This is a genomic window from Rhodococcus sp. IEGM 1372 (assembly GCF_030056835.1).
Taxonomy (GTDB): Bacteria; Actinomycetota; Actinomycetes; order Mycobacteriales; family Mycobacteriaceae; genus Rhodococcoides.
In genome coordinates this window covers 56,013-80,724 of record NZ_JASHKS010000002.1, presented here as the reverse complement: position 1 = coordinate 80,724, position 24,712 = coordinate 56,013, and the positions used below count along the sequence as shown (strand labels likewise).

At 65.2% G+C, this 24,712-nt stretch carries 25 protein-coding genes and 1 tRNA gene; 19 read left to right on the top strand and 7 right to left on the bottom strand.

Going from position 1 to position 24,712, the window contains the following annotated elements:
- Nucleotides 1–5 precede the first annotated feature (5 nt).
- Genes priA through hisI form a run of 4 tightly spaced genes read left to right on the top strand, consistent with a single transcriptional unit; the run spans nucleotide 6 to nucleotide 2,717 of the window.
- A complete protein-coding gene (gene priA, locus QM590_RS02835) occupies nucleotides 6–740 on the top strand; it encodes a bifunctional 1-(5-phosphoribosyl)-5-((5-phosphoribosylamino)methylideneamino)imidazole-4-carboxamide isomerase/phosphoribosylanthranilate isomerase PriA (RefSeq protein ID WP_008715867.1) in 735 nt (244 codons plus the stop codon).
- Between the two features lie 7 nt (nucleotides 741–747).
- Nucleotides 748–1,578 (top strand): inositol monophosphatase family protein, encoded by an 831-nt coding sequence (locus tag QM590_RS02830; RefSeq protein WP_269593942.1) that lies wholly within the window; start codon nucleotides 748–750, stop codon nucleotides 1,576–1,578.
- A complete protein-coding gene (hisF, locus tag QM590_RS02825; protein WP_068052619.1) occupies nucleotides 1,575–2,348 on the top strand; it encodes an imidazole glycerol phosphate synthase subunit HisF in 774 nt (257 codons plus the stop codon). Before QM590_RS02830 ends, hisF begins: the two co-directional genes overlap by 4 nt.
- A 15-nt stretch (nucleotides 2,349–2,363) precedes the next feature.
- The gene (hisI, locus tag QM590_RS02820) at nucleotides 2,364–2,717 is read left to right on the top strand and encodes a phosphoribosyl-AMP cyclohydrolase (protein ID WP_068052616.1); all 354 of its coding nucleotides are present in this window, start codon (nucleotides 2,364–2,366) and stop codon (nucleotides 2,715–2,717) included.
- Here the strand turns inward: hisI and QM590_RS02815 are convergent.
- On the bottom strand, nucleotides 2,708–3,214 hold the full coding sequence (locus tag QM590_RS02815; protein WP_068052632.1) for a MarR family winged helix-turn-helix transcriptional regulator: 507 nt from the start codon (nucleotides 3,212–3,214) through the stop codon (nucleotides 2,708–2,710). The genes hisI and QM590_RS02815 overlap by 10 nt on opposite strands.
- An 88-nt stretch (nucleotides 3,215–3,302) precedes the next feature.
- On the bottom strand, nucleotides 3,303–3,764 hold the full coding sequence (locus QM590_RS02810) for a peroxiredoxin (RefSeq protein ID WP_269593943.1): 462 nt from the start codon (nucleotides 3,762–3,764) through the stop codon (nucleotides 3,303–3,305).
- Nucleotides 3,765–3,820: 56 nt separating this feature from the next.
- Between QM590_RS02810 and QM590_RS02805 the strand changes: the two genes are divergently transcribed.
- The 12 genes from QM590_RS02805 to QM590_RS02750 all read left to right on the top strand — a co-directional run bounded on the left by QM590_RS02805 (nucleotide 3,821) and on the right by QM590_RS02750 (nucleotide 20,488).
- Nucleotides 3,821–5,389: an anthranilate synthase component I gene (locus QM590_RS02805; protein ID WP_269593944.1), complete on the top strand. Its 1,569-nt coding sequence runs from the start codon at nucleotides 3,821–3,823 to the stop codon at nucleotides 5,387–5,389.
- Nucleotides 5,386–6,051, top strand: coding sequence for a TIGR02234 family membrane protein (locus tag QM590_RS02800; RefSeq protein WP_269593945.1), 666 nt, complete (start codon nucleotides 5,386–5,388; stop codon nucleotides 6,049–6,051). Before QM590_RS02805 ends, QM590_RS02800 begins: the two co-directional genes overlap by 4 nt.
- Before the next feature lie 79 nt (nucleotides 6,052–6,130).
- On the top strand, nucleotides 6,131–6,940 hold the full coding sequence (gene trpC, locus QM590_RS02795) for an indole-3-glycerol phosphate synthase TrpC (RefSeq protein ID WP_037192691.1): 810 nt from the start codon (nucleotides 6,131–6,133) through the stop codon (nucleotides 6,938–6,940).
- Between the two features lie 108 nt (nucleotides 6,941–7,048).
- Nucleotides 7,049–8,320 carry a tryptophan synthase subunit beta gene (gene trpB, locus QM590_RS02790; RefSeq protein WP_269593999.1) on the top strand — a complete coding sequence of 424 codons (1,272 nt, stop codon included), beginning with the start codon at nucleotides 7,049–7,051 and terminating at the stop codon, nucleotides 8,318–8,320.
- The gene (trpA, locus tag QM590_RS02785) at nucleotides 8,317–9,120 is read left to right on the top strand and encodes a tryptophan synthase subunit alpha (protein ID WP_269593946.1); all 804 of its coding nucleotides are present in this window, start codon (nucleotides 8,317–8,319) and stop codon (nucleotides 9,118–9,120) included. The genes trpB and trpA overlap by 4 nt, the downstream gene beginning before the upstream one ends.
- The gene (gene lgt / locus QM590_RS02780) at nucleotides 9,117–10,136 is read left to right on the top strand and encodes a prolipoprotein diacylglyceryl transferase (RefSeq protein ID WP_269593947.1); all 1,020 of its coding nucleotides are present in this window, start codon (nucleotides 9,117–9,119) and stop codon (nucleotides 10,134–10,136) included. Before trpA ends, lgt begins: the two co-directional genes overlap by 4 nt.
- Nucleotides 10,129–10,998 (top strand): TM2 domain-containing protein, encoded by an 870-nt coding sequence (locus QM590_RS02775; RefSeq protein ID WP_269593948.1) that lies wholly within the window; start codon nucleotides 10,129–10,131, stop codon nucleotides 10,996–10,998. Before lgt ends, QM590_RS02775 begins: the two co-directional genes overlap by 8 nt.
- Nucleotides 10,999–11,036: 38 nt before the next feature.
- Nucleotides 11,037–11,669: a TM2 domain-containing protein gene (locus QM590_RS02770; protein WP_269593949.1), complete on the top strand. Its 633-nt coding sequence runs from the start codon at nucleotides 11,037–11,039 to the stop codon at nucleotides 11,667–11,669.
- A 266-nt stretch (nucleotides 11,670–11,935) separates the two neighbouring features.
- Entirely contained in the window at nucleotides 11,936–16,519 is a 4,584-nt protein-coding gene (gltB, locus tag QM590_RS02765) for a glutamate synthase large subunit (protein WP_269594000.1), read from the top strand.
- Nucleotides 16,512–18,017, top strand: a complete 1,506-nt coding sequence (locus tag QM590_RS02760) for a glutamate synthase subunit beta (protein WP_269593950.1) — start codon at nucleotides 16,512–16,514, stop codon at nucleotides 18,015–18,017. The genes gltB and QM590_RS02760 overlap by 8 nt, the downstream gene beginning before the upstream one ends.
- A gap of 122 nt (nucleotides 18,018–18,139) precedes the next feature.
- The gene (pyk, locus tag QM590_RS02755) at nucleotides 18,140–19,558 is read left to right on the top strand and encodes a pyruvate kinase (protein ID WP_082073683.1); all 1,419 of its coding nucleotides are present in this window, start codon (nucleotides 18,140–18,142) and stop codon (nucleotides 19,556–19,558) included.
- A gap of 105 nt (nucleotides 19,559–19,663) precedes the next feature.
- Nucleotides 19,664–20,488: an acyl-CoA thioesterase gene (locus tag QM590_RS02750; protein WP_269594001.1), complete on the top strand. Its 825-nt coding sequence runs from the start codon at nucleotides 19,664–19,666 to the stop codon at nucleotides 20,486–20,488.
- Here the strand turns inward: QM590_RS02750 and QM590_RS02745 are convergent.
- A complete protein-coding gene (locus tag QM590_RS02745) occupies nucleotides 20,454–20,972 on the bottom strand; it encodes a DNA-deoxyinosine glycosylase (RefSeq protein ID WP_269593951.1) in 519 nt (172 codons plus the stop codon). The two genes, QM590_RS02750 and QM590_RS02745, sit on opposite strands and share 35 nt — an antisense overlap.
- A gap of 57 nt (nucleotides 20,973–21,029) precedes the next feature.
- On the opposite strand from QM590_RS02745, the gene QM590_RS02740 reads away from it, so the two are divergent.
- Nucleotides 21,030–21,233 carry a hypothetical protein gene (locus QM590_RS02740; RefSeq protein WP_141215240.1) on the top strand — a complete coding sequence of 68 codons (204 nt, stop codon included), beginning with the start codon at nucleotides 21,030–21,032 and terminating at the stop codon, nucleotides 21,231–21,233.
- Here QM590_RS02740 and QM590_RS02735 read toward each other — a convergent pair.
- The gene (locus tag QM590_RS02735) at nucleotides 21,209–21,772 is read right to left on the bottom strand and encodes an anthrone oxygenase family protein (RefSeq protein ID WP_269593952.1); all 564 of its coding nucleotides are present in this window, start codon (nucleotides 21,770–21,772) and stop codon (nucleotides 21,209–21,211) included. The genes QM590_RS02740 and QM590_RS02735 overlap by 25 nt on opposite strands.
- Nucleotides 21,773–21,820: 48 nt before the next feature.
- Here QM590_RS02735 and QM590_RS02730 point away from each other — a divergent pair, with 48 nt between their 5' ends.
- Complete coding sequence (locus QM590_RS02730; RefSeq protein WP_269593953.1) at nucleotides 21,821–22,813, top strand: AraC family transcriptional regulator; 993 nt, start codon at nucleotides 21,821–21,823, stop codon at nucleotides 22,811–22,813.
- Here QM590_RS02730 and QM590_RS02725 read toward each other — a convergent pair.
- From QM590_RS02725 to QM590_RS02715, 3 genes are all read right to left on the bottom strand, one after another.
- The gene (locus QM590_RS02725) at nucleotides 22,798–23,529 is read right to left on the bottom strand and encodes an AAA family ATPase (protein ID WP_269593954.1); all 732 of its coding nucleotides are present in this window, start codon (nucleotides 23,527–23,529) and stop codon (nucleotides 22,798–22,800) included. The two genes, QM590_RS02730 and QM590_RS02725, sit on opposite strands and share 16 nt — an antisense overlap.
- A 3-nt stretch (nucleotides 23,530–23,532) precedes the next feature.
- The gene (locus QM590_RS02720; protein ID WP_188078653.1) at nucleotides 23,533–23,709 is read right to left on the bottom strand and encodes a hypothetical protein; all 177 of its coding nucleotides are present in this window, start codon (nucleotides 23,707–23,709) and stop codon (nucleotides 23,533–23,535) included.
- A 64-nt stretch (nucleotides 23,710–23,773) separates the two neighbouring features.
- Nucleotides 23,774–23,850 (bottom strand) — tRNA-Leu (locus tag QM590_RS02715).
- A 120-nt stretch (nucleotides 23,851–23,970) separates the two neighbouring features.
- On the opposite strand from QM590_RS02715, the gene QM590_RS02710 reads away from it, so the two are divergent.
- Complete coding sequence (locus QM590_RS02710; protein WP_269593955.1) at nucleotides 23,971–24,603, top strand: ANTAR domain-containing response regulator; 633 nt, start codon at nucleotides 23,971–23,973, stop codon at nucleotides 24,601–24,603.
- The last annotated feature ends 109 nt before the right edge of the window (nucleotides 24,604–24,712 follow it).

Here is a 24,712-nt window from a genome sequence, read left to right as displayed (position 1 = left end):
CGCACGTGAGCCTGGTCTTATTGCCTGCTGTCGATGTCGCAGGCGGCGAAGCTGTCCGTCTCGTTCAAGGAGAAGCAGGAAGCGAAACGAAGTACGGGTCGCCTCGCGACGCCGCACTCGCGTGGCAGAACGACGGTGCCGAGTGGGTCCACCTCGTCGATCTCGACGCTGCGTTCGGCCGCGGATCCAACCGCGAGCTGCTGGCGTCGGTCGTCGGCGAGCTCGACGTCAAGGTGGAGCTGTCCGGCGGAATTCGTGACGACGAGTCGCTGCGCGCGGCGCTGGCGACCGGTTGCGCGCGAGTCAATCTCGGCACCGCAGCCTTAGAAGATCCGCAGTGGTGCTCCCGCGCGATCGGCGAGTTCGGCGATCGTGTCGCCGTCGGTCTGGACGTGCTCATCGTCGACGGAGCGCCGCGGTTGCGCGGTCGCGGTTGGGTGAGCGACGGCGGCGACCTGTGGGAGGTTCTCGAGCGGCTCGAGCGTGACGGGTGCTCGCGTTACGTCGTCACCGACGTCACCAAGGACGGCACGTTGACCGGACCCAACCTGGAACTGCTCGCCGATGTGTGTGCCAAGACCGACAAGCCGGTCATCGCGTCGGGTGGCGTGTCCACGATTGCGGACCTGGAAGCGATCGCCGGACTCGTCGATCGCGGGGTGGAGGGTTCCATCGTCGGAAAGGCGCTGTACGCCGGACGTTTCACGCTCCCGGACGCCCTCGCCGCGGTGTCTCGGTAACGCAGGAATGACCCTTCCCGAGGACCCGACTCGTCTGCTCGAGATCGCCGGCGGTCTGCTCGACGGCATCCACGATCGGTTCGTCGCCGGCGTCGGCGCACCGAGCGCGGTGCAGAAGGGCCCCGACGACTTCGCCACGGCGGTGGACCTGGAACTCGAGCGGCGGCTCGGTGCGGAATTGTACGAGGCCACCGGAATCGCCGTTCACGGTGAGGAGTTCGGGGGACCGGACCTGAACCAGGGACTCGTCTGGGTGCTGGACCCGATCGACGGCACCTTCAACTACTCGTCGGGATTGCCCTCGGCCGGAACGTTGTTGGCGTTGCTCGACGACGGCGAGCCAGTGCTCGGGCTCACCTGGCTGCCGTTGGTGGATCAGCGTTTCGGCGCTGTGGCAGGCGGGCCCCTGTTGCTCAACGGTGTCGCCCTCCCGATGCTGAAGCCGAAAGCGTTGCGCGAGTCCATGATCGGGTTCGGTGCGTTCAATGTCGCCAGCCGCGGTTCGCTGCCGGGTCGGTTCCGATTCCGCATTCTCGAAGAGTTGTCGATGCATTCCTCGCGACTGCGGATGCACGGTGCCACCGGGGTCGATCTGGCCTACACGGCCAGCGGAGTACTCGGCGGCGCAGTCGTCTTCGGTCACCGTGCCTGGGACAACGCGGCCGGTGCGCTGCTGGTACGCGCAGCAGGTGGAATCGTGACCGACCTCGCGGGTGAACCGTGGACGGTCGACTCTGCATCGGTCCTGGCAGCCGGACCGGGCGTGCACGAAGAATTGCTGAAGGTGATCACCGAACTCGGTGATCCCGTCGACTATCTGGAAGGACCGGTGCGATGAGCGTCGCGGTCAGAGTGATTCCGTGCCTCGACGTCGACGCCGGACGGGTCGTCAAGGGAGTCAACTTCGAAAACCTCCGTGACGCAGGCGATCCCGTGGAGCTCGCGGCCGCCTACGACGCGCAGGGTGCCGACGAACTGACCTTCCTCGACGTCACCGCGTCGACCTCGGACAGGGGCACGATGCTCGACGTCGTCAGCCGCACCGCCGAGCAGGTCTTCATCCCGCTCACCGTCGGCGGGGGAGTGCGCACCGTCGCCGATGTGGATCGGCTGTTGCGAGCCGGGGCGGACAAGGTCAGCGTCAATACCGCTGCGATCGCCCGACCGGAGTTGTTGCGCGAGCTCAGCGAACGGTTCGGCTCACAGTGCATCGTGCTCTCGGTCGACGCCCGAACCGTCCCTCAGGGGCAGCAGGACACCCCGTCGGGCTGGGAAGTCACCACGCACGGCGGCAAACGCGGCACCGGCATCGACGCCGTCGAATGGGCAGTACGCGGTGCAGAACTGGGCGTCGGGGAGATCCTGCTCAATTCGATGGACGCCGACGGAACGAAGGCCGGATTCGATCTGCCGATGATCGCCGCCGTTCGGTCTGCGGTGCACGTGCCGGTGATCGCCAGCGGTGGAGCCGGTAGCGTCGAGCACTTCTCGCCGGCAGTGCACGCCGGAGCGGACGCCGTTCTTGCCGCGAGTGTCTTCCACTTCGGCGATCTCACCATCGGCCAGGTCAAAGATGCGATGCGCGCCGAGCACATCGTCGTTCGATAGCGAAGAGGATTTTCGATGACACTCGACCCGACGCTGTCCGCGCGGCTCAAGCGCAACGAGGCCGGGCTGTTCAGCGCTGTCGTGCAGGAAAGATCCACCGGTCAGGTACTCATGGTTGCCTGGATGGACGACGAGGCACTCGCTCGAACCCTCGACACCCGTAAGGGCACCTACTACTCACGGTCCAGGCAGCAGTACTGGGTCAAGGGTGAGACGTCGGGTCACACGCAGTACGTGCACGAGGTTCGACTCGACTGCGACGGTGACACCGTGCTGCTGGTCGTCGATCAGGTCGGCGCGGCATGCCACACCGGCACACATACCTGCTTCGACGCCGACGTCCTGTTGGGACCCGACACTCAGGCGTGACCGGTCCCCGCTGCTATTCCCTTGTCCAACTGCGCCAGCAGAGTCGAACTCAGGGTCCCGAGCTGCTCGACCTCCGCGTCGGACAGACCCTCGAACACGAGCGACTGCACCGTGCCGACGTGCCCGGGTGCCGATTCCACGACCTTGGCCATACCTGCGTCGGTCAGCACCGCATAGGATCCCCGGCTGCCCGGGATGCTCTCGCGCTCGACCCACCCGGCCTTCTCGAGCTTCGTCACCACGTGTGACAGGCGCGAGAGCGACGCATTCGCGTACTCGGCCAGATCGCGGAGTTGGATCCGCCGCTGGGGATTCTCGCTGACCGTCGCGAGGACGAAGTAGTCGAAGTGGGTCAGCTGCGAATCGCGCTGCAGCTGAGCGTCCAACGCTGCCGGCAACCGAGTGACCAGCGCGACGAGTGATCGCCAGGCCTCCTGTTGACTCTCGGTGAGCCAACGGGGATCCACCGTGTGTTGCGGTGTCGCCGACGTGTTCATCGCGGGGAACCTCTCGATCGAGTTGGTTGTCGCCTGCACATGATGCCTCGAGGTTCCCCCCACCCGAGGCATCGCGTCGGACAGTGCTCTAGCTGCGATGTGCCCGCAGGTACTCCAGAGCCTTGTCCGCATGGGCTTCGAACCGTACTTCGCTCGAGAAGGTCTCGAGTACCTTCCGGTCGGTGCCGATCACGAACGTCGCGCGTTTGACCGGGGAGAGCTTTGCCAGCAGACCGCGCTTGACGCCGAATGCGGTGGCGACACTGCCGTCCTCGTCGGAGAGCAGCGGGTAGTCGAAGGACTTGGCGGCGGCGAACTCGGCCTGCTTGGCGACGGCATCGGCGCTGATGCCGACGCGGGTTGCTCCGACTTCGGCGAACTCCGATGCCAAGTCCCGGAAGTGGCACGCCTCGGCGGTGCAACCGGGAGTGAAGGCCGCGGGGTAGAAGAACAGCACGATCGGACCGTTCGCCAGCAATCCGGTCAGTGTTCGGGTCTCTCCGGTCTGGTCCGGCAGGGAAAAATCGGGAACGAGCTCGCCTGGTTTCATGCTCGGCAGGTTACCGCGGGCACCGACCTTCCTGCCGCACCTGGGAGGATGGAGAAATGCACGGCGAGACGACCACCGACCCCAGCCCCACTCCCGATACCGAGAACTCGGACTCGACCACCTCACGTGAGGTGTTCCGGCATCTCGCCGCAGAGCACCGCGTGGTGCCCGTGACGCGAAAGGTGCTCGCCGACTCCGAGACTCCACTGTCTGCATACCGCAAGCTCGGTGCCGACCGACCCGGAACCTTCTTGCTGGAATCCGCGCAGAACGGCAGCTCGTGGTCCAGGTGGTCGTTCATCGGTGCAGGCGCTCCGGCGTCGCTCACGGTCATCGACGGTGAAGCCGCGTGGCGCGGCAACGTCCCCGCGGGCGTGCCGAGCGGCGGTGATCCTCTCGAAGTGCTGGCGCGGACATTGGAGCTGTTGCACTCGGAGCGGCTGCCCGGTCTACCCCCGTTGACCGGCGGCATGGTGGGTTACCTCGGATACGACTCGGTGCGGCGCATCGAAAAACTGCCCGAGCACGCGCAGGACGATCTCGGTGTCCCGGAGATGGTCATGCTGCTCGCCACCGATCTCGCGGCCGTCGACCACCACGAGGGTGCGATCACCCTGATCGCGAACGCGGTGAACTGGAACGGCACCGACGAGCACGTCGACGAGGCGTACGACGACGCCGTGCGTCGTCTCGATCGCATGTGTGCGGACCTGTCGAAGCCCGCAGCCTCCACCGTCTCCACCGTGTCCAGGCCTACGCCGCAGTTCCGGCGGCAGCGCACGTCCGAGGGCTTCGGTGCCGACGTCGCTCGCCTGGTCGAGGAGATCGAAGCAGGGGAGGCGTTCCAAGTTGTGCTCTCTCAGCGTTTCGAGATGGACACCGATGCGTCACCCCTCGACGTCTACCGAATGCTGCGCGCCTCCAATCCCAGCCCGTACATGTATCTGATGCACGTCCCGGGCGAGAACGACGAGACGGCGTTCTCCATCGTCGGATCGAGCCCCGAGGCGTTGGTGACGGTGGTCGACGGTCTGGCCACCACGCATCCGATCGCGGGTACGCGTTGGCGCGGCACGTCCGAGGAAGAGGACGTGCTGCTCGAGAAGGACCTGCTCGCCGACGAGAAGGAGAACGCCGAGCACCTGATGCTCGTCGATCTGGGCCGCAACGATCTCGGACGCGTCTGCGCTCCCGGCACCGTTCGCGTGAGCGACTACCGCCACATCGAGCGATACAGCCACGTCATGCATCTGGTGTCGACGGTCACCGGACGGTTGTCCGAGGGCAAGCGCGCCCTCGACGCGGTCAAGGCCTGCTTCCCGGCAGGCACCCTCTCCGGGGCCCCGAAAGTGCGCGCGATGGAACTGATCGACGAGCTGGAACCGACGCGACGCGGCATCTACGGCGGCATCGTGGGCTACCTCGATTTCGCGGGGGACGCCGACACGGCCATTTCGATTCGGACCGCTCTGATCAAGGACGGCACCGCCTACGTTCAGGCCGGGGCAGGCGTCGTGGCCGACTCGGTTGCGGAGTACGAGGACGACGAGGCACGGAACAAGGCGATGGCGGTGCTGGGAGCCGTCGCGGCAGCGGAATCGCTCCGTGAGGTCGGCGGCCGATGACCGAGCGATCCGGTCGCCGCGGGTCGGCCGCTCTTCCCGTCGCGCTTCTGGTCGTTGCAGCGGCGTGCCTGTGGGGCGCGTCGAGAATGACCTGGGTTCGGGTGACGTCGTTCGACGGCCTCGGTGAGAGCCGGACCGACGAGCTGCTCGGCAGCACCTGGGCTGCTGCCACGACGCCGCTCGCGCTCGTGCTGGTGGCAGCGATCGCAGCGTCGTTCGCCGTGCGAGGGTGGGCCTCTCGGGTGCTGGCCCTGTTGATCGCCGTTGTAGCCGTGGCGGCCGCGATTCCGGCAGTTCGACTGCTCACTGCCGGGGCTTCGAATTCCGAATCCGCGGCGCTGGCTGAGCTTCCTGCACGCGCCCAGGTCTCGATGACGGACGTCTCGATTCTGCCGGCGATCGTCACCCTCGTCGGTGCAGTCTGCGCCTTCGCTGCTGCTGTGGTGTCGATTCGGAAAACGTTTGCGCCGCAGGTACTCTCGTCCAAGTACGACGCCCCGGCGGTGCGTCGCGACGAGGTCGCTCGGCGCGCGCGCACCACGGCATCCGGTGCCGGCGCGGAGGACGAGGGAGAGGACCTCACCGAACGCATGATGTGGGACGCGCTCGACGCAGGCGAAGACCCTACCGACGAGTCCGGTACCCGGCGTTCGTCGGATTGAAACGGACCTCTACGCTAGGTCCGACCCCGATGAGATTCCTCACATCGGACGTCGACGCTCAGAAAGGACTGGGGGCACCATGACTGTTCTCGACTCGATTCTCGACGGTGTGCGAGCCGACGTGGCCGCGCGTGAATCGGTGGTCGATTTCGCCGCCGTGAAAGCAGCAGCGAAAGCAGCCCCGGCCCCCCTCGACGCGGCAGCTGCCCTCCGTGAGGACGGCATCGGCGTCATCGCCGAAGTGAAGCGGGCGAGCCCGTCCAAGGGCGCGTTGGCAGACATCGGTGATCCGGCTGTTCTCGCTCGCGCATACGAGCAGGGCGGCGCTCGCATCATCAGCGTTCTCACCGAGGAGCGTCGGTTCCACGGTTCACTCGCGGACCTCGACGCGGTCCGTGCCGCCGTCTCGATTCCCGTGCTGCGCAAGGATTTCATCGTCGGTCCGTACCAGATCCACGAGGCTCGGGCCCACGGTGCCGATGTCATCCTGCTGATCGTCGCGGCACTGGAACAGGATGCGTTGACCTCGTTGCTCGACCGCACCGAGTCGTTGGGTATGACTGCGCTCGTCGAGGTGCACACCGAGGCCGAAGCGGATCGCGCCCTCGAAGCCGGTGCCAGCGTCATCGGTATCAACGCCCGCAATCTGAAGACGCTCGAGATCGACCGTGACAGCTTCGGCCGTATCGCGCCCGGGTTGCCCAGCGAGATCATCCGTATCGCGGAGTCCGGGGTGCGGGGCACTGCAGATCTGCTCGCCTACGCCGGTGCCGGTGCCGACGCGGTACTCGTCGGCGAGGGCTTGGTCACGGCAGGGGATCCACGCACGGCCGTCTCGGACCTGGTGACGGCGGGAACGCATCCGTCGTGCCCCAAGCCCGCACGCTGACCCGAGCGCGGCTGCGGTCCGCCGTTGGGGCACACTGGACCGGTGAGCACCAGCAATTCTTCTTCCACCACGGACGCCCCGCAGGCAGTCCGTTTCAAGGGCGCTGATCTGCCGCAGAGCAGCATCGGCCTCACCGATCGCAGCGCGCACGAGCCCGATGTGGGTGGCCACTTCGGCGTCTACGGCGGCAGATTCGTGCCCGAGGCTCTGATGGGTGTGATCGAGGAAGTCACCGCCGAGTACGAGAAGGTGCGCAGCGACAACGAGTTCCTCGCTGAACTCGACCGACTGCAGCGCGACTACACCGGTCGCCCGTCACCGGTCTTCGAGGCGACACGGCTGTCCGAGCACGCAGGCGGCGCTCGTATTCTGCTCAAGCGAGAAGACCTCAACCACACCGGTTCTCACAAGATCAACAACGTTCTCGGCCAGGTTTTGCTCGCCAAGCGGATGAGCAAGACTCGTGTCATCGCGGAGACAGGTGCCGGTCAACACGGCGTCGCGACCGCCACGGCCTGTGCGCTGATGGGTCTCGACTGCGTCGTCTACATGGGCGAGGTCGACACCGAGCGCCAGGCCCTCAACGTCGCACGAATGCGTTTGCTCGGGTCGGAAGTCGTCGCAGTGAAGTCCGGTTCACGCACTCTCAAGGACGCGATCAACGAGGCGCTGCGCGACTGGGTCACCCACGCGGACAACACGTATTACTGCTTCGGCACTGTCGCCGGGCCGCACCCGTTCCCGGTCATGGTGCGCGACTTCCAACGCATCATCGGCCTCGAAGCGCGGCAGCAGGTGCTCGCGTCCACGGGCAGGCTGCCCGACGCCATCGCTGCCTGCGTCGGAGGTGGCTCCAACGCGATCGGCATCTTCCATGCCTTCATCGACGACGCCGACGTTCGACTGATCGGTTTCGAGGCGGCAGGTGACGGCGTCGAGACGGGTCGCCACGCCGCGACCATCAGCGGTGGAACCCCCGGAGCGCTGCACGGTGCGTACTCGTATCTGCTGCAGGACGAGGACGGTCAGACCGTCGATTCCCACTCCATCTCGGCGGGGTTGGACTACCCGGGCGTCGGTCCGGAGCATTCGTACCTGCACGACATCGGGCGCGCCGAGTACCGCGGCATCACCGATACCGAAGCCATGAACGCCTTCAAGCTGCTGTGCCGCACCGAGGGCATCATTCCGGCGATCGAGTCCTCGCATGCCATCGCCGGTGCATTGACACTCGGCAAGGAGCTGGGCGAAGGTGCGATCATCCTGGTCAACCTGTCCGGGCGTGGCGACAAGGACGTCGACACCGCGGCCGAATGGTTCGGGCTGATCGACGGAGACGGCGAAGCGAACGTGGACGACGAAGTGGGTATCAAGCCATGAGCAACAACGACTCTCGCCTCTCCGGGACCTTCGCGCAGTGCCGCGCCGAAGGGCGCGCAGCACTCGTCGGATACCTACCCGCGGGTTTTCCGACCGTGCCGCGCTCGGTCGAGGTGTTCAAGACCATGGTCGACGCCGGATGCGACCTCGTCGAGGTCGGTATTCCGTATTCCGATCCCGTGATGGACGGCCCCACGATTCAGGCCGCAGCCGACGTTGCGCTGCGAGCCGGTGCTCGGGTCAAGGACGTGTTCGCAGTGACCGAGCAGGTCTCTGCCGCGGGCGGAAAAGCGGTCGTCATGACCTACTGGAACCTGGTGCTCAAGTACGGCATCGAGAACTTCGCGCGGGACCTCGCAGGCGCGGGTGGGCTCGGAATCATCACTCCGGATCTCATTCCCGACGAGGCGCAGGAATGGATCGAGGTCTCGAACCGCTACGAACTCGACCGAATCTTCCTCGTCGCGCCGTCGTCGACCGAGGAGCGGCTCGTCAGCACCGTCGAAGCCAGTAGCGGCTTCGTCTACGCGGCCTCGACGATGGGCGTCACCGGAGCCCGCGACGCGGTGTCCTCGATGGCCCCCGCGCTCTCGGCGCGCATTCGTGAGCACTCCGACATCCCGATCGGTGTCGGCCTCGGTGTCCGTTCCGGTGCGCAGGCTGCCGAGATCGCCCGTTATGCCGACGCCGTGATCGTCGGTTCGGCATTGGTCAGTGCCGTGGACAAGGGACTCGACGCCGTGCGTGACCTGACGACGGAACTCGCCGAGGGTGTCCGTTCCGCTAACGTAGCGTCGTGACTTCGACCGCGATCCTGGCCTACATTCCCAGTCCGCCGCAGGGGGTGTGGCACGTCGGACCGTTGGCTCTGCGGGCCTACGCCCTGTTCATCATCATCGGCATCGTCGTTTCCGTGGTGTGGGGTGATCGGCGCTGGGTGGCCCGAGGCGGAACCAAGGGCACAGTCCTCGACGTCGCAGTCTGGGCCGTCCCGTTCGGGTTACTGGGCGGGCGTCTGTACCACGTCGCAACCGACTGGAAGACCTACTTCGGTCCCGGCGGAAACCCGATCGAAGCGTTGTACGTCTGGAACGGCGGATTGGGAATCTGGGGAGCGGTGTTCCTCGGCGGCGTCGGTGCCTGGATCGCCTGCCGTCGACGCGGAATTCCGTTGCCGGCATTCGGTGACGCTGTCGGCCCACCGATTCTTCTCGCCCAGGCGATCGGCCGCATCGGTAACTACTTCAACCAGGAACTGTACGGCCGTGCCACCACTCAGCCGTGGGGTCTGGAGATCTACGAACGGGTCGACGCCAACGGACGACTCGATCCACTCAACGGAGTCTCGACCGGTTTCGTGGAAAAAGTGGTGCATCCGACGTTCCTGTACGAGCTGTTGTGGAGCGTCGCGGTCGTAGTCCTTCTGGTTCTCGTGGACCGCAAGTACGCGATCGGCCACGGTCGACTGTTCGCGCTGTACGTTGCCGGATACTGCGCGGGGCGGTTCTGGGTGGAGCTCATGCGCGACGACTTCGCCACGACGATCGCCGGTATCCGCATCAACACCTTCACCTCCGCCATCATCTTCGTTCTGGCGGTCGCGTACTTCGTGATTGCCACCAAGGGCCGAGAAGAACCGGCGACGCTGAGGTCGAACGACGACGAGGATCATGAGGTCTCCGAGGTCACCTCGTCGGATCCGACAGGCTCGCGCCCGACGCCGGTCGACGACACCACGGACGCGGGCACCGCCGACGTGCAGCCCGCTGGGAAGTCCGACAAGAAAGCCGAGGAAGAAGGCAGTACGCGTGGTTGATTTCGACAAGACCCCTGGACCCGAGCCCGAGCCGGGTTCCGGCACTGCCGATTCCAGCGACAACGCAACCGAGCCGACCGCGTCGTTCGGCACGCCGTTCGACTACGACGCCACTGCCGAAGCGTCGCTCTCGGAGCCTCCTGGAACCTCGGAGTCCGCGCCCTCGCACGGTCCGACCGGCCCCACGGGTCCGGGGTGGGACACGTACTCGGGTATCGGAAACGGGCCGGGTTGGTCCAGCACGCCGAGCTACCCGGCACCGAGTCCGGACGGCAGTACCGATAATCCGCTGGGTGGATTTCCGCCACCCCCCGGCTACCAGCAGCAGGGTTACGGCCAGCAGAGTTATCCGCAACAGGGGTATCCGCAGCAGGGCTATCCGCAACAGGGGTACGGCCAGCCACAGAATTTCGGTCAGCAGGGTTACCCACAGCCGGGTTATCAACAGCAGGGCTACCCACAGCAGGGGTACGGCCAGCAGGGTTTCCCGCAACAGAGCTACGGCCAGCAGGGCTATGGCGTACCCCCTGGCTACCAGGGCGGACCCGGGTTCGGTGTAGGCCCCGATGCACCGTACGGGCGTGATCCGATGACCGGCGAGCCGCTGTCGGACAAGTCCAAGATCGTCGGTGGCCTGCTGCAGATATTTCTCGGCTGGTTGGGTGTGGGTCGCTTCTATCTCGGCAGTATCGGGATCGGTGTCGCCCAGCTGTTCCTGTTCTTCTTCGGGGTGCTGCTCACCGCAGTGTTCGGCCTCGGACTGATCGTGTTGTTCGGGCTGTTCGTCTGGCACCTCGTCGACGGCGTGCTGATACTGGTGGGCAATGTGACGGACCCTCAGGGGCGAAAACTGAGAGACTGAACCCGTGTTCGCACCGCATCCGCACAAGGGAGCCCGAAGTGAGTGACTCAGGTAAATGGCCGTCCAACGGTTCGCCGGAAGACGGATCCGGTTCGACGGAGCCGACGATCTCGTTCGAGAAGAACACCCCTACAGGATCGGGTCCCGTCTACGGCGCACCCGACCCCAAGTACACGACCCCGAACCACGGCACCCCGAACACCCCTGGTGCCGGTGCCGGTGATCAGGGTCAGCAGTTCGGACCTCCGCCCGGCACCGGTTACCCACCGCCATCCGAGGGTTCCGGCCAGTACGGTGCGCCGCCGCACTATGCGGACGGTCAGTACGGCGCTCCCCAGTACGGCGGTCCTCAGTACGGCGCTCCCCAATACGGTGGTCCCCCGTACGCGGGCGGGCCCGGATACATGGACCCGATGGCTCCGTACGGTCGGCACCCGGTCACCGGTGAGCCGTTCTCGGACAAGCAGAAGCTGACGGCAGGTCTGCTCGGCATCTTGTTGGGCGCGTTCGGAGCGGGTCGCTTCTATCTCAACCAGCCGGGCATCGCGGTGGCGCAGATAGCCGTCACGTGGCTCACCTGCGGTATCGGCGGAATCTGGCCGTTGATCGACGGCATCTTGATGCTCACCGGCAGCGTGCGTGATCAGCACGGTCGACCGTTGCGCGACTGACGATCGCATTCGTCACAGCCGACATTCGTGATTGCATCGATGCGAATGCCAGCTGCTACGATTTCGCCAGCCGGGAGAGATCCCGGATTCTTTCGCGGGCCAGAGCTGTCCCGGTGAATTCCCGATAGGCAGTTCAATTCGGCTCATCCGACCGTTTCGGTCGATCCGAGCCGACCAGCCGACGGGGTTGCCGAGACTTCCGATGCAGGGTCGTAGACACTGCACCGCTTGCACGCACCCCACCGGCCTACGTGGAGGTGATCGTGGTGCTGTTTTCTCGGATGCCTGCGGAGCAAGGTCTGTACGACCCGAGCTCGGAGAAGGATTCCTGTGGCGTGGCGATGATCGCCGACATCGCGGGTCGCCGTTCCCACGCGATCGTCGCCGACGGGGTTCTGGCACTGGAGAACCTGGAACATCGCGGAGCTGCCGGTGCCGAGCCCAACAGCGGTGACGGCGCGGGCATTCTGATTCAGCTCCCTGTCGAACTCCTCGACTCCCTCGCGCCGTTCGACCTGCCCGCGCCCGGAGCCGACGGTGACAACACGTTCGCGGCCGGAGTGTGTTTTCTGCCGCAGGGCATCCGTGAGCGGGCCATCGCCGTCGAGCGCGTCGAATCCGTTGCCGCCGAAGAAGGTCTGGACATCCTGGGCTGGGTTCCGGTCGAGGTCGATCCCGATCGAGCCGATGTTGGCCTCACCGCCCTCGGTTGCATGCCGTACATGAGCTACCTCTACGTCACCGCTCCCGAGGTCGACGGCACGCGTCCGGCCGGTCTGGCTCTCGACCGTCTCGTCTACGGATTGCGTAAGCGTTCCGAGCGAGTCACCCCCGAGATCGAGGCCGAGGGGTCGGGACTGTTCTTTCCGTCGTTGTCCTCGCGCACCATCGTCTACAAGGGCATGCTCACCACGATGCAGCTGCCGCTGTACTTTCCGGAACTGCGTAACCCGTTGTGCAAGAGCGCCATTGCCATCGTGCACAGTCGCTTCTCGACCAACACGTTCCCGTCGTGGCCGCTGGCGCACCCGCATCGCTACGTCGCGCACAACGGCGAGATCAACACCGTCAAGGGCAACCGAAATCGGATGCGGGCTCGCGAAGCGCTGCTGTCGAGCGACCTGATCCCCGGCGACTTGGAGCGCTTGTTCCCGATCTGCAACCCCGATGCCTCGGACTCGGTGTCCTTGGACGAGGTGCTCGAACTACTGCACCTCGGCGGACGCAGCGTGCCGCACGTGGTGATGATGATGGTGCCCGAGCCGTGGGAGAACCACCGCACGATGGATCCGCGGGTGCGAGCGTTCTACCAGTTCCACTCGTCGATGATGGAGGCCTGGGACGGTCCGGCCTGCGTGACGTTCACCGACGGCAGTTATGTCGGAGCTGTGCTGGACCGTAACGGCCTTCGCCCCGGCCGCTGGTGGCAGACGGCGGACGGCCGTGTGATCCTCGCCAGTGAGGCAGGCGTGCTGGACGTTCCCCAATCCGAGGTCGTCGCCAAAGGTCGCCTCGAGCCAGGAAAGATGTTCCTGATCGACACCGTCGCCGGACGTCTCGTGCCGGACGAGGAGATCAAACTTCAACTGGCAACCGAACATCCGTACCAGGAGTGGCTGCACGCGGGCCTGCTCGAGATCAAGAGCCTGCCCGAGCGCGCTCACATCCAGTACAACCACGACTCGGTGGTGCGTCGGCAGGTCGCCTTCGGCTACACCGAGGAAGACCTGCGCGTCGTGTTGACGCCGATGGCCGCATCCGGGGGCGAGCCGCTCGGATCGATGGGTACCGATACCCCGGCCGCGGTGATGTCTCAGCGGTCGCGTCAGCTCTACGACTACTTCATCGAACTGTTCGCACAGGTCACCAACCCGCCGCTGGACTCGATCCGCGAGGAGATCGTGACCTCGCTCGCGCGGGTGATGGGTCCGGAGCAGAACCTGCTCGAGCCCACTGCGGCGTCGTGCAGGCAGATCGTGTTGCCGTGGCCGGTGCTCGACAACGACGAGCTGAACAAGATCATCCACATCAACGACGACGGAGACCATCCGGGACTGTCGGCCACGGTGTTGCGTGGGCTGTACGAGGTGGAGCGCGGCGGTGAAGGTCTCGCGGAGGCCATCGAGGAGTTGCGGGCCCGGGCATCGGAAGCGATCGCTGCGGGCTACACCACGCTGATCATCTCCGATCGCGATTCGGACCACACGCGGGCCCCGATCCCGTCGCTGCTGGCCACCTCGGCGGTGCACCATCACCTGGTTCGCACCAAGGAGCGCACAAAGATCGCGCTCGTCGTCGAATCCGGTGACGCGCGCGAGGTGCACCATCTGGCGCTGCTCATCGGCTTCGGTGCCGCAGCGGTCAATCCGTATCTGGCGATGGAGTCGATCGAGGATCTGGTCGGCGAGGGTGAACTGACCGGAGTCGAACCGACGATCGCGGTACGGAACTATCTGTACGGGCTCGGCAAGGGCGTACTCAAGGTGATGTCGAAGATGGGCATCTCGACCGTCGGGTCCTACACCGGCGCACAGGTTTTCGAGGCCGTCGGTCTCGATCGCGAGGTGGTGCGCGAGTACTTCAAGGGCACGGTCAGCAAGCTCGGTGGCGTCGGTCTCGACGTGCTCGCCGAGGAGGTCAAGCTGCGCCACCGCAGGGCCTACCCCGAGAATCCGACCGACCGCGTCCATCGGCGGCTGGAGATCGGCGGCGAGTATCAGTTCCGACGCGAGGGCGAGCTGCACCTCTTCACCCCCGAGACGGTGTTCCTGCTGCAGCATGCCACGCGTACCGGCCGATACGACGTGTTCCAGAAGTACACCGACGAGGTGGACCGGCTCGCTCGCGAGGGCGGTGCCTTGCGCGGTCTGTTCGAGTTCAAGGACGGTGTCCGGCCGCCGGTTCCGCTCGACGAGGTGGAATCGGTCGAGTCGATCGTCACGCGGTTCAACACCGGCGCGATGAGCTACGGATCCATCTCCGCCGAGGCGCACGAGACGATGGCCGTCGCGATGAACAATCTCGGCGGACGGTCCAACTCGGGGGAGGGCGGCGAGGACGTCGACCGGCTCTACGATCCGACGCGACGCAGTGCCGTCAAGCAGGTCGCCAGCGGTCGGTTCGGTGTCACCAGCGACTATCTGGTCAACGCCACGGACATTCAGATCAAGATGGCGCAGGGTGCCAAGCCGGGCGAGGGTGGTCAGCTGCCCGGGTACAAGGTGTATCCGTGGGTGGCCAAGACCCGACACTCGACGCCGGGTGTCGGCCTCATCTCGCCGCCCCCGCACCACGACATCTACTCGATCGAGGATCTCGCGCAGCTGATCCACGATCTGAAGAACGCCAACGAGAAGGCGCGCGTGCACGTCAAGCTCGTCAGTTCCGTCGGCGTCGGCACGGTGGCGACGGGCGTCAGCAAGGCACACGCGGACGTCGTTCTCATCTCCGGATACGACGGCGGAACCGGTGCTGCGCCGTTGACCTCGCTCAAGCATGCAGGCGCTCCGTGGGAGATCGGCCTCGCCGACGCCCAGCAGACGCTGGTGCTCAACGGCCTGCGTGATCGCATCACCGTGCAGTGCGACGGCGGTATGCGCACCGGACGCGACGTCATCGTTGCGGCATTGCTCGGCGCGGAGGAGTTCGGGTTCTCGACGGCCCCGCTGATCGTGGCGGGCTGCATCATGATGCGCGTCTGCCACCTGGACACCTGCCCGGTCGGTGTCGCCACCCAGAACCCGGAGCTGCGCAAGAGGTTCACCGGTAAGCCCGAGTTCCTCGAGGACTTCTTCAAGTTCATCGCCGAGGACGTGCGAAAGTACCTGGCGCAGCTCGGTTTCCGTAGTATCGACGAGGCGGTCGGTCACGCCGACGTGCTCGAGACGGCAGCCGGAGTGGCGCACTGGAAGAGCAAGGGACTCGATCTGACCCCGATCTTCGCGATGCCCGTCGACCGCCACGGTGCCCCGATGACACAGCGTCGACGCCTCCGCGCGCAGGACCACGGTCTCGATCTGGCGCTTGATCGGACTCTGATCCAGTTGGCCGAAGGAGCGTTGGAGGATGCGCATCCGGTCAAGCTCGAGCTGCCGGTACGCAACGTCAATCGCACCGTCGGAACGCTGCTGGGGTCCGAGGTCACCCGGCGCTACGGCGCAGTCGGGTTGCCGGACGACACCATTCGCATCGCGTTCACCGGATCGGCCGGCCAGTCTCTCGGGGCTTTCCTGCCGCCGGGTATCACCATCGATCTGGTCGGTGACGCGAACGACTATGTCGGTAAGGGATTGTCGGGCGGTCGAATAGTCGTGCGCCCTGCCGACGACGCACCGTTCGTCGCAGAGGACAACGTGATCGTAGGAAACACGATTCTCTACGGTGCCACCTCGGGTGAGGTGTACCTGCGCGGTAAGGCGGGGGAGCGGTTCGCGGTCCGTAACTCGGGAGCGATCGCGGTGAACGAGGGCGTGGGCGACCACGCGTTCGAGTACATGACCGGCGGTCGCGTCGTGGTGCTCGGGCCGACCGGTCGCAACATGGCTGCGGGTATGTCCGGCGGTATCGCGTTCGTCCTCGGTCTCGATCCGGCGGACGTGAACATGGCGATGGTCGAACTGCAGGTGCCCAACCCGGACGATCTGGTGTGGCTGCGCGAGACCGTCGAGAATCACCGACGGTGGACCGGTTCCACCGTCGCGACCTCGCTGCTGGCCGACTGGCCCCGCCGGTCTGCGTTGTTCACCAAAGTCATGCCCGTCGACTACCAGCGAGTGCTGGAGGCGACAAGAATGGCGCGTGCCGAAGGGCGCGACGTCGATGCTGCGATCATGGAGGCTGCACGTGGCTGATCCACAGGGATTTCTGAAAGTCGTCAAGCGTGAGGCTGCCAAGCGTCCGATCGGCGAGCGCGTCAAGGACTGGAACGAGGTGTATTCGCACCAGCCGACGAGCGAGCGTGCTGCCGAGGTCTCCGATCAGGCGCGTCGCTGCATGGACTGCGGTATTCCGTTCTGCCACTCGGGGACTGCGGGTTGCCCGCTGGGAAATCTGATCCCCGAATGGAACGACCTGGTGCGCCGCGGCCGCTGGGATGCGGCCAGCGATCGACTGCATGCGACCAACAATTTTCCGGAGTTCACCGGGCGGGTCTGCCCGGCCCCGTGTGAATCGGCATGTGTGCTGTCGATCTCCGAGGCGGCCACCGGCGGAAGCGTGACGATCAAGCGGGTCGAGCAGACCATCGCGGATCTGGCCTGGGAAGACGGCAGCATCGTTCCGCAGCCGCCGACGATCACCACCGGCAAGAGGGTCGCCGTCGTCGGATCCGGCCCTGCGGGATTGGCTGCGGCGCAACAGCTCACCCGCGCCGGGCACGACGTCACCGTGTACGAGCGGGACGATCGTCTGGGCGGTCTGCTGCGATACGGCATCCCCGAGTTCAAGCTCGAGAAGTCCGTGCTTGATCAGCGGCTCATGCAGATGCGGGCCGAGGGAACGCACTTCGTCACCGACTGCGAGGTCGGGATCGACTTCACCGTCGAGCAACTGCGTGAATCCTTCGACGCAGTCGTTCTCGCAGTCGGAGCTCTGCGGGCCCGTGACAACGCCGAGGTCATCGGTCGCGAACTCGACGGCATCCACCTGGCCATGGAGCATCTGGTGCCGTCGAACAAGGAATGCGAGGGCGACGGTCCCACGTCGATCTCCGCTGCGGACAAGCACGTGGTCATCATCGGCGGCGGTGACACCGGAGCCGACTGTTTGGGAACGGCCCACCGGCAGGGTGCAGCATCGGTCACTCAGCTCGACTACAACCCGGCTCTGCCCGGGGCTCGCGACGACAGTCTCTCGCCGTGGCCGTCGTGGCCGCTGGTGCTGCGCACCTCACCCGCGCACGCCGAGGGTGGCGTCGTGCGTCATCAGGTCGCGGTGCAGCGATTCCTCGGTGACGAGCGCGGGCACGTTCGTGCGATGGTGCTCGCCGAGGTGGAGGTGCAGCGCGACGCGGACGGTCGACGCATCGTCACGCCCATCGGGGAGGAGATCGAATTGCCCTGTGATCTGGCGTTGTTCGCGATCGGTTTCGAAGGTGTCGAGCACGGTCCGCTACTCGACGAGTACGGCCTGGCGCTGACCAAGCGGGGTGCGCTCTCGTGTGGTCCCGACTGGCAGACCACGGCACCGGGCGTGTTCGTGTGCGGGGATGCGCATCGCGGTGCGTCGTTGGTCGTGTGGGCCATCGCGGAGGGTCGATCCGCGGCTCACGGAGTCGATGCTTTCCTCACCGGACACTCGGAATTGCCGTCGCCGGTACACCCGACCGCACTGCCTCTGGCGGTCGGGTGACCCCCGTCTCTGAACCGGTACAGACCGTCCCAGCAGCGGGGTAGCGCGGCTACCCGTCGGTAGTATTCTAGTGGATGCGTCTGCGATAGAGAACGCGGCGTCCAGCGGCTAGGCTCGCCTTCGTGAGCCGACGTACGAAGATTGTCTGCACCCTTGGACCCGCAACCGCAACCACAGAGCGCATCCGCGAACTCGTCGAGAGTGGAATGGATGTCGCACGACTGAACTTCAGCCATGGTGATCACCCCGATCATCAGGCCAACTACGAGAGGGTCCGCGCAGCATCGGACGCCACCGGCAAAGCCGTGGGTATCTTGGCCGACCTGCAGGGACCGAAAATTCGTCTCGGCCGATTCGCCGAGGGCTCGACCACCTGGGCGGCCGGTGAGCTGATCCGCATCACCGTCGAGGAGTGCGAGGGCACTCACGACCGGGTGTCGACCACGTACAAGGAGCTTGCCCAGGACGCCAAGGAAGGCGACCGCCTCCTCGTCGACGACGGCAAGGTGGGCCTCGTGGTCACCGGCGTCGAAGGCAACGACGTACTGTGCCGTGTCACCGAAGGTGGACCGGTCAGCAACAACAAGGGCGTGTCCCTGCCGGGCATGGACGTGTCCGTTCCCGCCATGAGCGAGAAGGACATCGCCGACCTCGAGTTCGCCCTTGCCCTCGGTGTCGACTTCATCGCGCTCTCGTTCGTCCGTTCTCCCGCGGACGTCGAACTCGTCCACGCCGTGATGGACCGCGTGGGCCGTCGAGTTCCCGTCATCGCCAAGCTCGAGAAGCCCGAGGCCGTCGACAATCTCGAAGCCATCGTGCTCGCATTCGACGCGATCATGGTCGCCCGCGGCGACCTCGGCGTCGAGTTGCCCCTCGAGCAGGTTCCGCTGGTGCAGAAGCGTGCCATCCAGATCGCCCGCGCCAACGCCAAGCCCGTCATCGTCGCGACCCAGATGCTCGAATCGATGATCGAGAATTCCCGCCCGACGCGCGCCGAGGCGTCCGACGTCGCCAACGCAGTGCTCGACGGTACCGACGCGGTCATGCTCTCCGGTGAGACCTCGGTCGGTAAGTACGTGATGGAAACCGTGCGGACCATGGCTCGCATCGTCGAGACGGTCGAGACCGAGGGCGACAGTGTTCCCCCGCTGACGCACGTCCCGCGCACCAAGCGTGGCGTCATCTCCTACGCTGCCCGCGACATCGGTGAGCGCCTGGACGCGAAGGCACTCGTCGCGTTCACCCAGTCGGGTGACACCGTTCGACGGTTGGCTCGTCTGCACACCAAGCTTCCGTTGCTCGCCTTCACCTCCATCTCCGAGGTGCGCAGCCAGCTGTCGCTGAGCTGGGGAACCGAGACGTTCCTGGTCCCCGATGTGGGCTCGACGGACGCGATGGTCAAAGAGGTCGACAAGGCGCTGCTCGAACTCGGTCGGTACAACAAGGGCGATCAGGTCGTGATCGTGGCCGGTGCCCCTCCCGGCACAGTAGGCTCGACCAACTTGATCCATGTGCACCGAATCGGAGAAGAGGACCGGTAAGTGGTCGAAGCGGGGGGAACCGGCGTCAGCGAAAGCGCGCCGAGCAGTACAGCTGTACGCAGGACAGATCTAGAGACGCTCCTCGATCTCCTCGCACTCGAGGAGATCGAGGAGGACGTGTTCGTCGGCGTTCACCCCGAGCAGGTGGGCAGTCGAACGTTCGGGGGGCAGCTCGTTGCTCAGGGCCTGATCGCGGCGGGCCGGACCGTATCCGGTACGTCGCGGGACGTGCACGCGATCAATGCGCACTTCATTCGCGGGGGTGACGTCAAGAAGCCCATCGAGTACCGGGTCTCGCGTCAGCGCGACGGCCGAGCCTTCGCCAACCGGCAGGTCACCGCCGTACAGGACGGCAACGAGCTGTTCGTCATGCTCGCGGCCTTCCAGGATTTCGGTAAGGGCCTCGAGCACAGCGTCGAGGTTCCCGAGGTTCCGTATCCCGACGCAGTGCCTCCGCTCGGCGATCATTTCGTCGGGTACGAGGACCGTCTGCAGATGTTCGTCGACGCCCTCAAGCCGATCGACATGCGCTACGCGAACGATCCCGCGTGGATCATGCACGGCACCGGGGAGAAGCTCAATCACAATCGCGTGTGGATGAAGGCCGACGGGGATCTGCCCGACGCCTCGATCTTCCACGCCGCGACCATGGGCTACGCGTCGGACACCACCGTGCTCGATTCGATCATCACCACCCACGGACTGTCGTGGGGACTCGACCGCATCGTCGCGGCGACGGTGAATCACTCCATCTGGTTTCACCGGCCGTTCCGGTTCGACGAATGGGCTCTCTACGCCACCGAATCGCCGGTCGCGGCCGGCTCGCGCGGACTGGCCACCGGCCGCTTCTTCTCGATGGACGGGCAGCTACTCGCCACCGTCGTTCAGGAAGGTCTCATCCGGCACTTCCCGAAACGGGTCCGCGACTGAGTGCGTCGGTCCATATTCGCGTTTTCGCCTGCAGATCGAGTGCTGCGTGCGCCGGACTGGTCGACGGTAGTCGTTCGAATTCCACCTGGGGCGTTGCCGATTTCACGTACCGCCGGTAGGTCTCGGCGGCCTTGGCTCCGTTGAAGAACACCCTGTCGATGCCGGGATTCTCGGCGAACAATTGCTCGAAATCGTTTGTCTCGATGGACGATTCGACGATCACCGAGTCCAGGCTTCCTTCGCGCGTGCACAGCTTCAGCACGTCCCATATCGCGACGCCCTGGCTGCGCAGACGCTCGGTGCGCGCATCGTAGGGAAGTTCGGGGCCTGCACCGAACAGCGTTCCCATGATCGGCCAGAACGCATTTCGTGGATGCGCGTAGTACTGCTGCGCGGCCAGCGACGCGACGCCGGGCATCGAGCCCAGAATCAAGGTGGTCGCGCCGCGGCCGAGAATCGGTGCGAAGCTGTGCACGACGTTCATTGCGTGATTAAAGCAATTCCCCGCGGGGGCACCGGACAGGGGACCACAATGGAGGTCATGCTGGATCCACGTGTACTCGACAACAACGAACTCGAAGCCGAACTTGCTGCATTGCGCCGGGGTCGTGACGCCTCGATGGACGAGGGCGCGCGCGATGTGTCCACGGCAGACACCGACCACCTCATCGCGCGGTTCGAGGAAGAAATCCGTAAGCGACACCAGGACTCGGTGTCCGATCAGCCCAGCGCCGATCTACCCTGACCGAGGATCAGAACGGCGCAGGCCGCAGTCGCGGCCACTGTTCTGACGGTGTTCCATCGCGTCCACTTCTCGGTGAAGTTCTGCCACACCTGGGTGTCGGCAGCACTGCCGGGATCCACCCCGGCCAACGCGTCGTTGAGGGGGACGTTCGCAACAGCCGTGATCGCGAGGCATCCGAGAAGGTAGAGAACAGCTCCGCTCACGACCAGCACCGGTGAACCCCGACCGGTCGATACGGCGATAATCGCTGCGAGAGTGCACGATATGGCCGTTCCGAAGAACAGGCCGAGGAACATCGGGTTGAGAATCGCCGCATTGAATCTCTGCATGGCGGCGATGGCGTCGGGTACCGGCAGTGTTGCCAGGCCGGGGAGCACGCTGATGGAGAAGGCGAGCAGCACTCCGGCAACGAGCCCACATCCGACGGCAGCAACGGCGGTGGCGGCTGCGAGCATTCGATCCAACACGGTGGTTCCCTCCGGCAGGTGAGCGTTCAGTTGTCCACCCTCGTCCCGAGGGGCGGGATGAGCAATGCGCACACAGCCGCATTCGATGTCCGATCGTCCATTTCGTGGGACGATCGGTGCATGCGCGGCGCAGATCCCTGGAAGTCGTCCGACCCTCTGGGTGAAGCGCTGCACTTTCTACGGATGACCGGATCGTTCTACGTGCGCTCCGAGATGAGCGGATCCTGGGGTCTCGCACTGCCCGCCATGGAGGATGCGCTGTGGTTTCACACGGTCGTCGACGGCAGTTGCGCGTTGTCGGTTCCCGGCGAGCCGACGCGTGAGTTGGTCCCCGGCGATTTCGCGTTGGTACCGCACGGGCGAGGGCACGTGCTCATTGCAGCCGGCGACGCTTCGGTTCGGGCGACGAGCGTTCACGATCTCCCGCACGAGTACATCAGCGATCGCTACGCGGTGCTCACTCACGACGCGGGCGGTGCCGGCCGTGCTGCGACTCTCGTGTGCGGGGCGGTGCGGCTGGATCATCCTGCCGCGCAGAAGCTCGTTCGCCTGTTGCCCGCGCTGGTGGTGGTCGACGCTGATCCGGGCCCGAGGCAATCGAGGATGCAGAACGTGCTGGCCATGGTCGCGGACGAGGCGCGTGTGCTCGAGCCCGGGGGAGAAGCGGTGATCACCCGGCTGTCCGACATTCTGGTGATCCATGCGCTGCGGTCGTGGATCGCGAATACGCCAGGTGCGCAGTCGGGTTGGCTCGGTGCATTGCAGGACGATCGGATCGGAACGGCGTTGGCGCTGATCCATCGACACCCGCACGAGCGGTGGACCGTTGCGGGTCTGGCATCGAGGGTGAACATGTCTCGCTCGGCGTTCTCGGCACGTTTCACCGAGCTGGTCGGTGATTCCGTGATGAGCTATCTCGCGACGTGGCGGATGCAGGTCGCGTACGGCACGTTGCGATCCGAGGACGTGGTGATGGCCGAAGTGGCCCGGCGCAGTGGGTATCTGTCGGAGGCTGCGTTCGGGAAGGCGTTCAAGCGCGCCACGGGCGTCTCGCCGGGAAGTGTGCGTCGCCGTCGTGAGGTGTCGATGGCCGACGGTCAGTCGAGCAGGTGACGGAGATAGCTGTTCGGGTCGTCGAGGTAGCGACGCCAGTGCTGTACCAATTCGAGTTCGTCCCAAGTGCTTCGGCGTAGACCGTGTTCGCCGACTTCCACGATGTCCGCACCGGGCGTCGACGCCAGAATCGGTGAGTGGGTGGCGCAGACGATTTGCGCGCCGTCATTGCCCAGCTCGGACATCAATGCAACGAGCTGCAGGCTCGCGGTGAACGACAGGGCCGATTCGGGCTCGTCCAGAACGTAGAAACCGGGTTCGGCCAACATTGCACCGAACATGGTCAGGAACCCTTCACCGTGGCTCATCTCGGCGGTGTTCTCGTCCCAGAAACCCGGCACGCCGCCGAGGTTCTCGGCCATGTCGAACGCGGTCTCGGCGCGCAGGAAGAAGCCGCGCTTGTTCAGTCGTGGGCCACGAAGCATTCGAGAACCTCGTGGCGTGGTCTCGAGTTCGAGTACCTCTCCGAGCGCGCTGGTCACCTCGTCGAGTCGACGCGACTGCTGCGCCGCGCGACCGCCGCGGGCATCGATTCCGAAACCCTCGGCTATTGCTTCGACGAGCGTCGATTTACCGGAACCGTTGTCTCCGACCAGAATTGTGACCGGTGCCAGGAACTCGAGTCCGTCGCGAGCGAGGTCGGCGACAGCAGGCACGGTGAAGGGCCAGTCCGATCCGACATCGTCGGCATGGACGTACGCGCGTTCTACGAACATGTTTCAGGCAGTGACCAGGCGGTCCACGTAACCGGTCTCGTGGGTGGAATCGGCGCTGCAGGTGTAGAAGACCCACTGGGCGGACTGGTCCGCCGAATCCCCGAAACGATGGTCGACCTTCGCTGCGCACAAATTGCCCGCACTGGTGTCGTGGCAACGAAGACTGCTGGGTATGTACATCACTCCACTGTAGGCGCGATCGAGGGTGACCATTACCGGACCCGAAGAGTCGAACGCTGTGCTGTGGTGCCCTCGGTGAGACTCGAACTCACACTGGACGGGTTTTGAATCCGTTTCCTCTGCCAATTGGGATACGAGGGCTGGCGTCTTTCAAGCAACGATTGACGAGTTTAGAAGATGCGCTTTCGGCCTCGCGCACCGGTACCCTTCAGATGCTCGACGGCCCTGATGGGCGATGACTGTCAAAGGAGACCGATACAGATGAATGCTCCTGGTGCGCACGGTACTGGCAAGCCCCCGCTTCGTGTGGTGGTGGCAGAGGACGAATCCCTGATCCGATTGGACCTCGTGGAGATGCTCCGTGAGGAGGGGTACGACGTGGTCGGTGAAGCGGCCGACGGTCAGCAGGCGGTGGAGTTGGCCGTCGAACTGCGTCCCGATCTGGTCATCATGGATGTGAAGATGCCGCGTCGGGACGGAATCGATGCGGCGTCGGAGATAGCCGAGAAGCGCATCGCGCCCGTCGTCATTCTCACCGCGTTCAGTCAACGCGAGCTCGTGGAGAAGGCGCGCGATGCCGGGGCCATGGCGTATCTGGTCAAGCCGTTCACCAAAGCCGATCTGATGCCTGCGGTGGAGTTGGCCGCCAGCCGTTTCGGTGAGATCTCCGCCCTCGAATCCGAGATCGTCGATCTGCAGGATCGGCTCGAGACGCGCAAGCTCATCGAGAAGGCCAAGGGCATCCTGATGGAATCGCAATCGCTCACAGAACCGCAGGCGTTCAAGTGGATTCAGCGCGCTGCGATGGATCGCAGGACGACGATGAAGGCCGTCGCGGAGGTCGTGATCGACACGCTCGGTACCCCTGCGAACAAGCCCGTGGGAGACAGCTGATCGGCCGGCGAAAGCTACGGCCACGTAAAACTTCGACTCTCTAGGTCACAGTCAGGTCACGAGCGTCGTTCTAGGCCTTGCGAATCGGCTCCGAGCATTAGCGTCTGAC

Coding starts and splice junctions, on each gene's coding strand:
- QM590_RS02830 (WP_269593942.1), top strand. CDS start 748: ATGACCCTTCCCGAGGACCCGACTCGTCTGCTCGAGATCGCCGGCGGT.
- hisF (WP_068052619.1), top strand. CDS start 1,575: ATGAGCGTCGCGGTCAGAGTGATTCCGTGCCTCGACGTCGACGCCGGA.
- hisI (WP_068052616.1), top strand. CDS start 2,364: ATGACACTCGACCCGACGCTGTCCGCGCGGCTCAAGCGCAACGAGGCC.
- QM590_RS02815 (WP_068052632.1), bottom strand. CDS start 3,214: ATGAACACGTCGGCGACACCGCAACACACGGTGGATCCCCGTTGGCTC.
- QM590_RS02810 (WP_269593943.1), bottom strand. CDS start 3,764: ATGAAACCAGGCGAGCTCGTTCCCGATTTTTCCCTGCCGGACCAGACC.
- QM590_RS02805 (WP_269593944.1), top strand. CDS start 3,821: ATGCACGGCGAGACGACCACCGACCCCAGCCCCACTCCCGATACCGAG.
- QM590_RS02800 (WP_269593945.1), top strand. CDS start 5,386: ATGACCGAGCGATCCGGTCGCCGCGGGTCGGCCGCTCTTCCCGTCGCG.
- trpC (WP_037192691.1), top strand. CDS start 6,131: ATGACTGTTCTCGACTCGATTCTCGACGGTGTGCGAGCCGACGTGGCC.
- trpA (WP_269593946.1), top strand. CDS start 8,317: ATGAGCAACAACGACTCTCGCCTCTCCGGGACCTTCGCGCAGTGCCGC.
- QM590_RS02745 (WP_269593951.1), bottom strand. CDS start 20,972: ATGAACGTCGTGCACAGCTTCGCACCGATTCTCGGCCGCGGCGCGACC.
- QM590_RS02740 (WP_141215240.1), top strand. CDS start 21,030: ATGCTGGATCCACGTGTACTCGACAACAACGAACTCGAAGCCGAACTT.
- QM590_RS02730 (WP_269593953.1), top strand. CDS start 21,821: ATGCGCGGCGCAGATCCCTGGAAGTCGTCCGACCCTCTGGGTGAAGCG.
- QM590_RS02725 (WP_269593954.1), bottom strand. CDS start 23,529: ATGTTCGTAGAACGCGCGTACGTCCATGCCGACGATGTCGGATCGGAC.
- QM590_RS02720 (WP_188078653.1), bottom strand. CDS start 23,709: ATGTACATACCCAGCAGTCTTCGTTGCCACGACACCAGTGCGGGCAAT.
- QM590_RS02710 (WP_269593955.1), top strand. CDS start 23,971: ATGAATGCTCCTGGTGCGCACGGTACTGGCAAGCCCCCGCTTCGTGTG.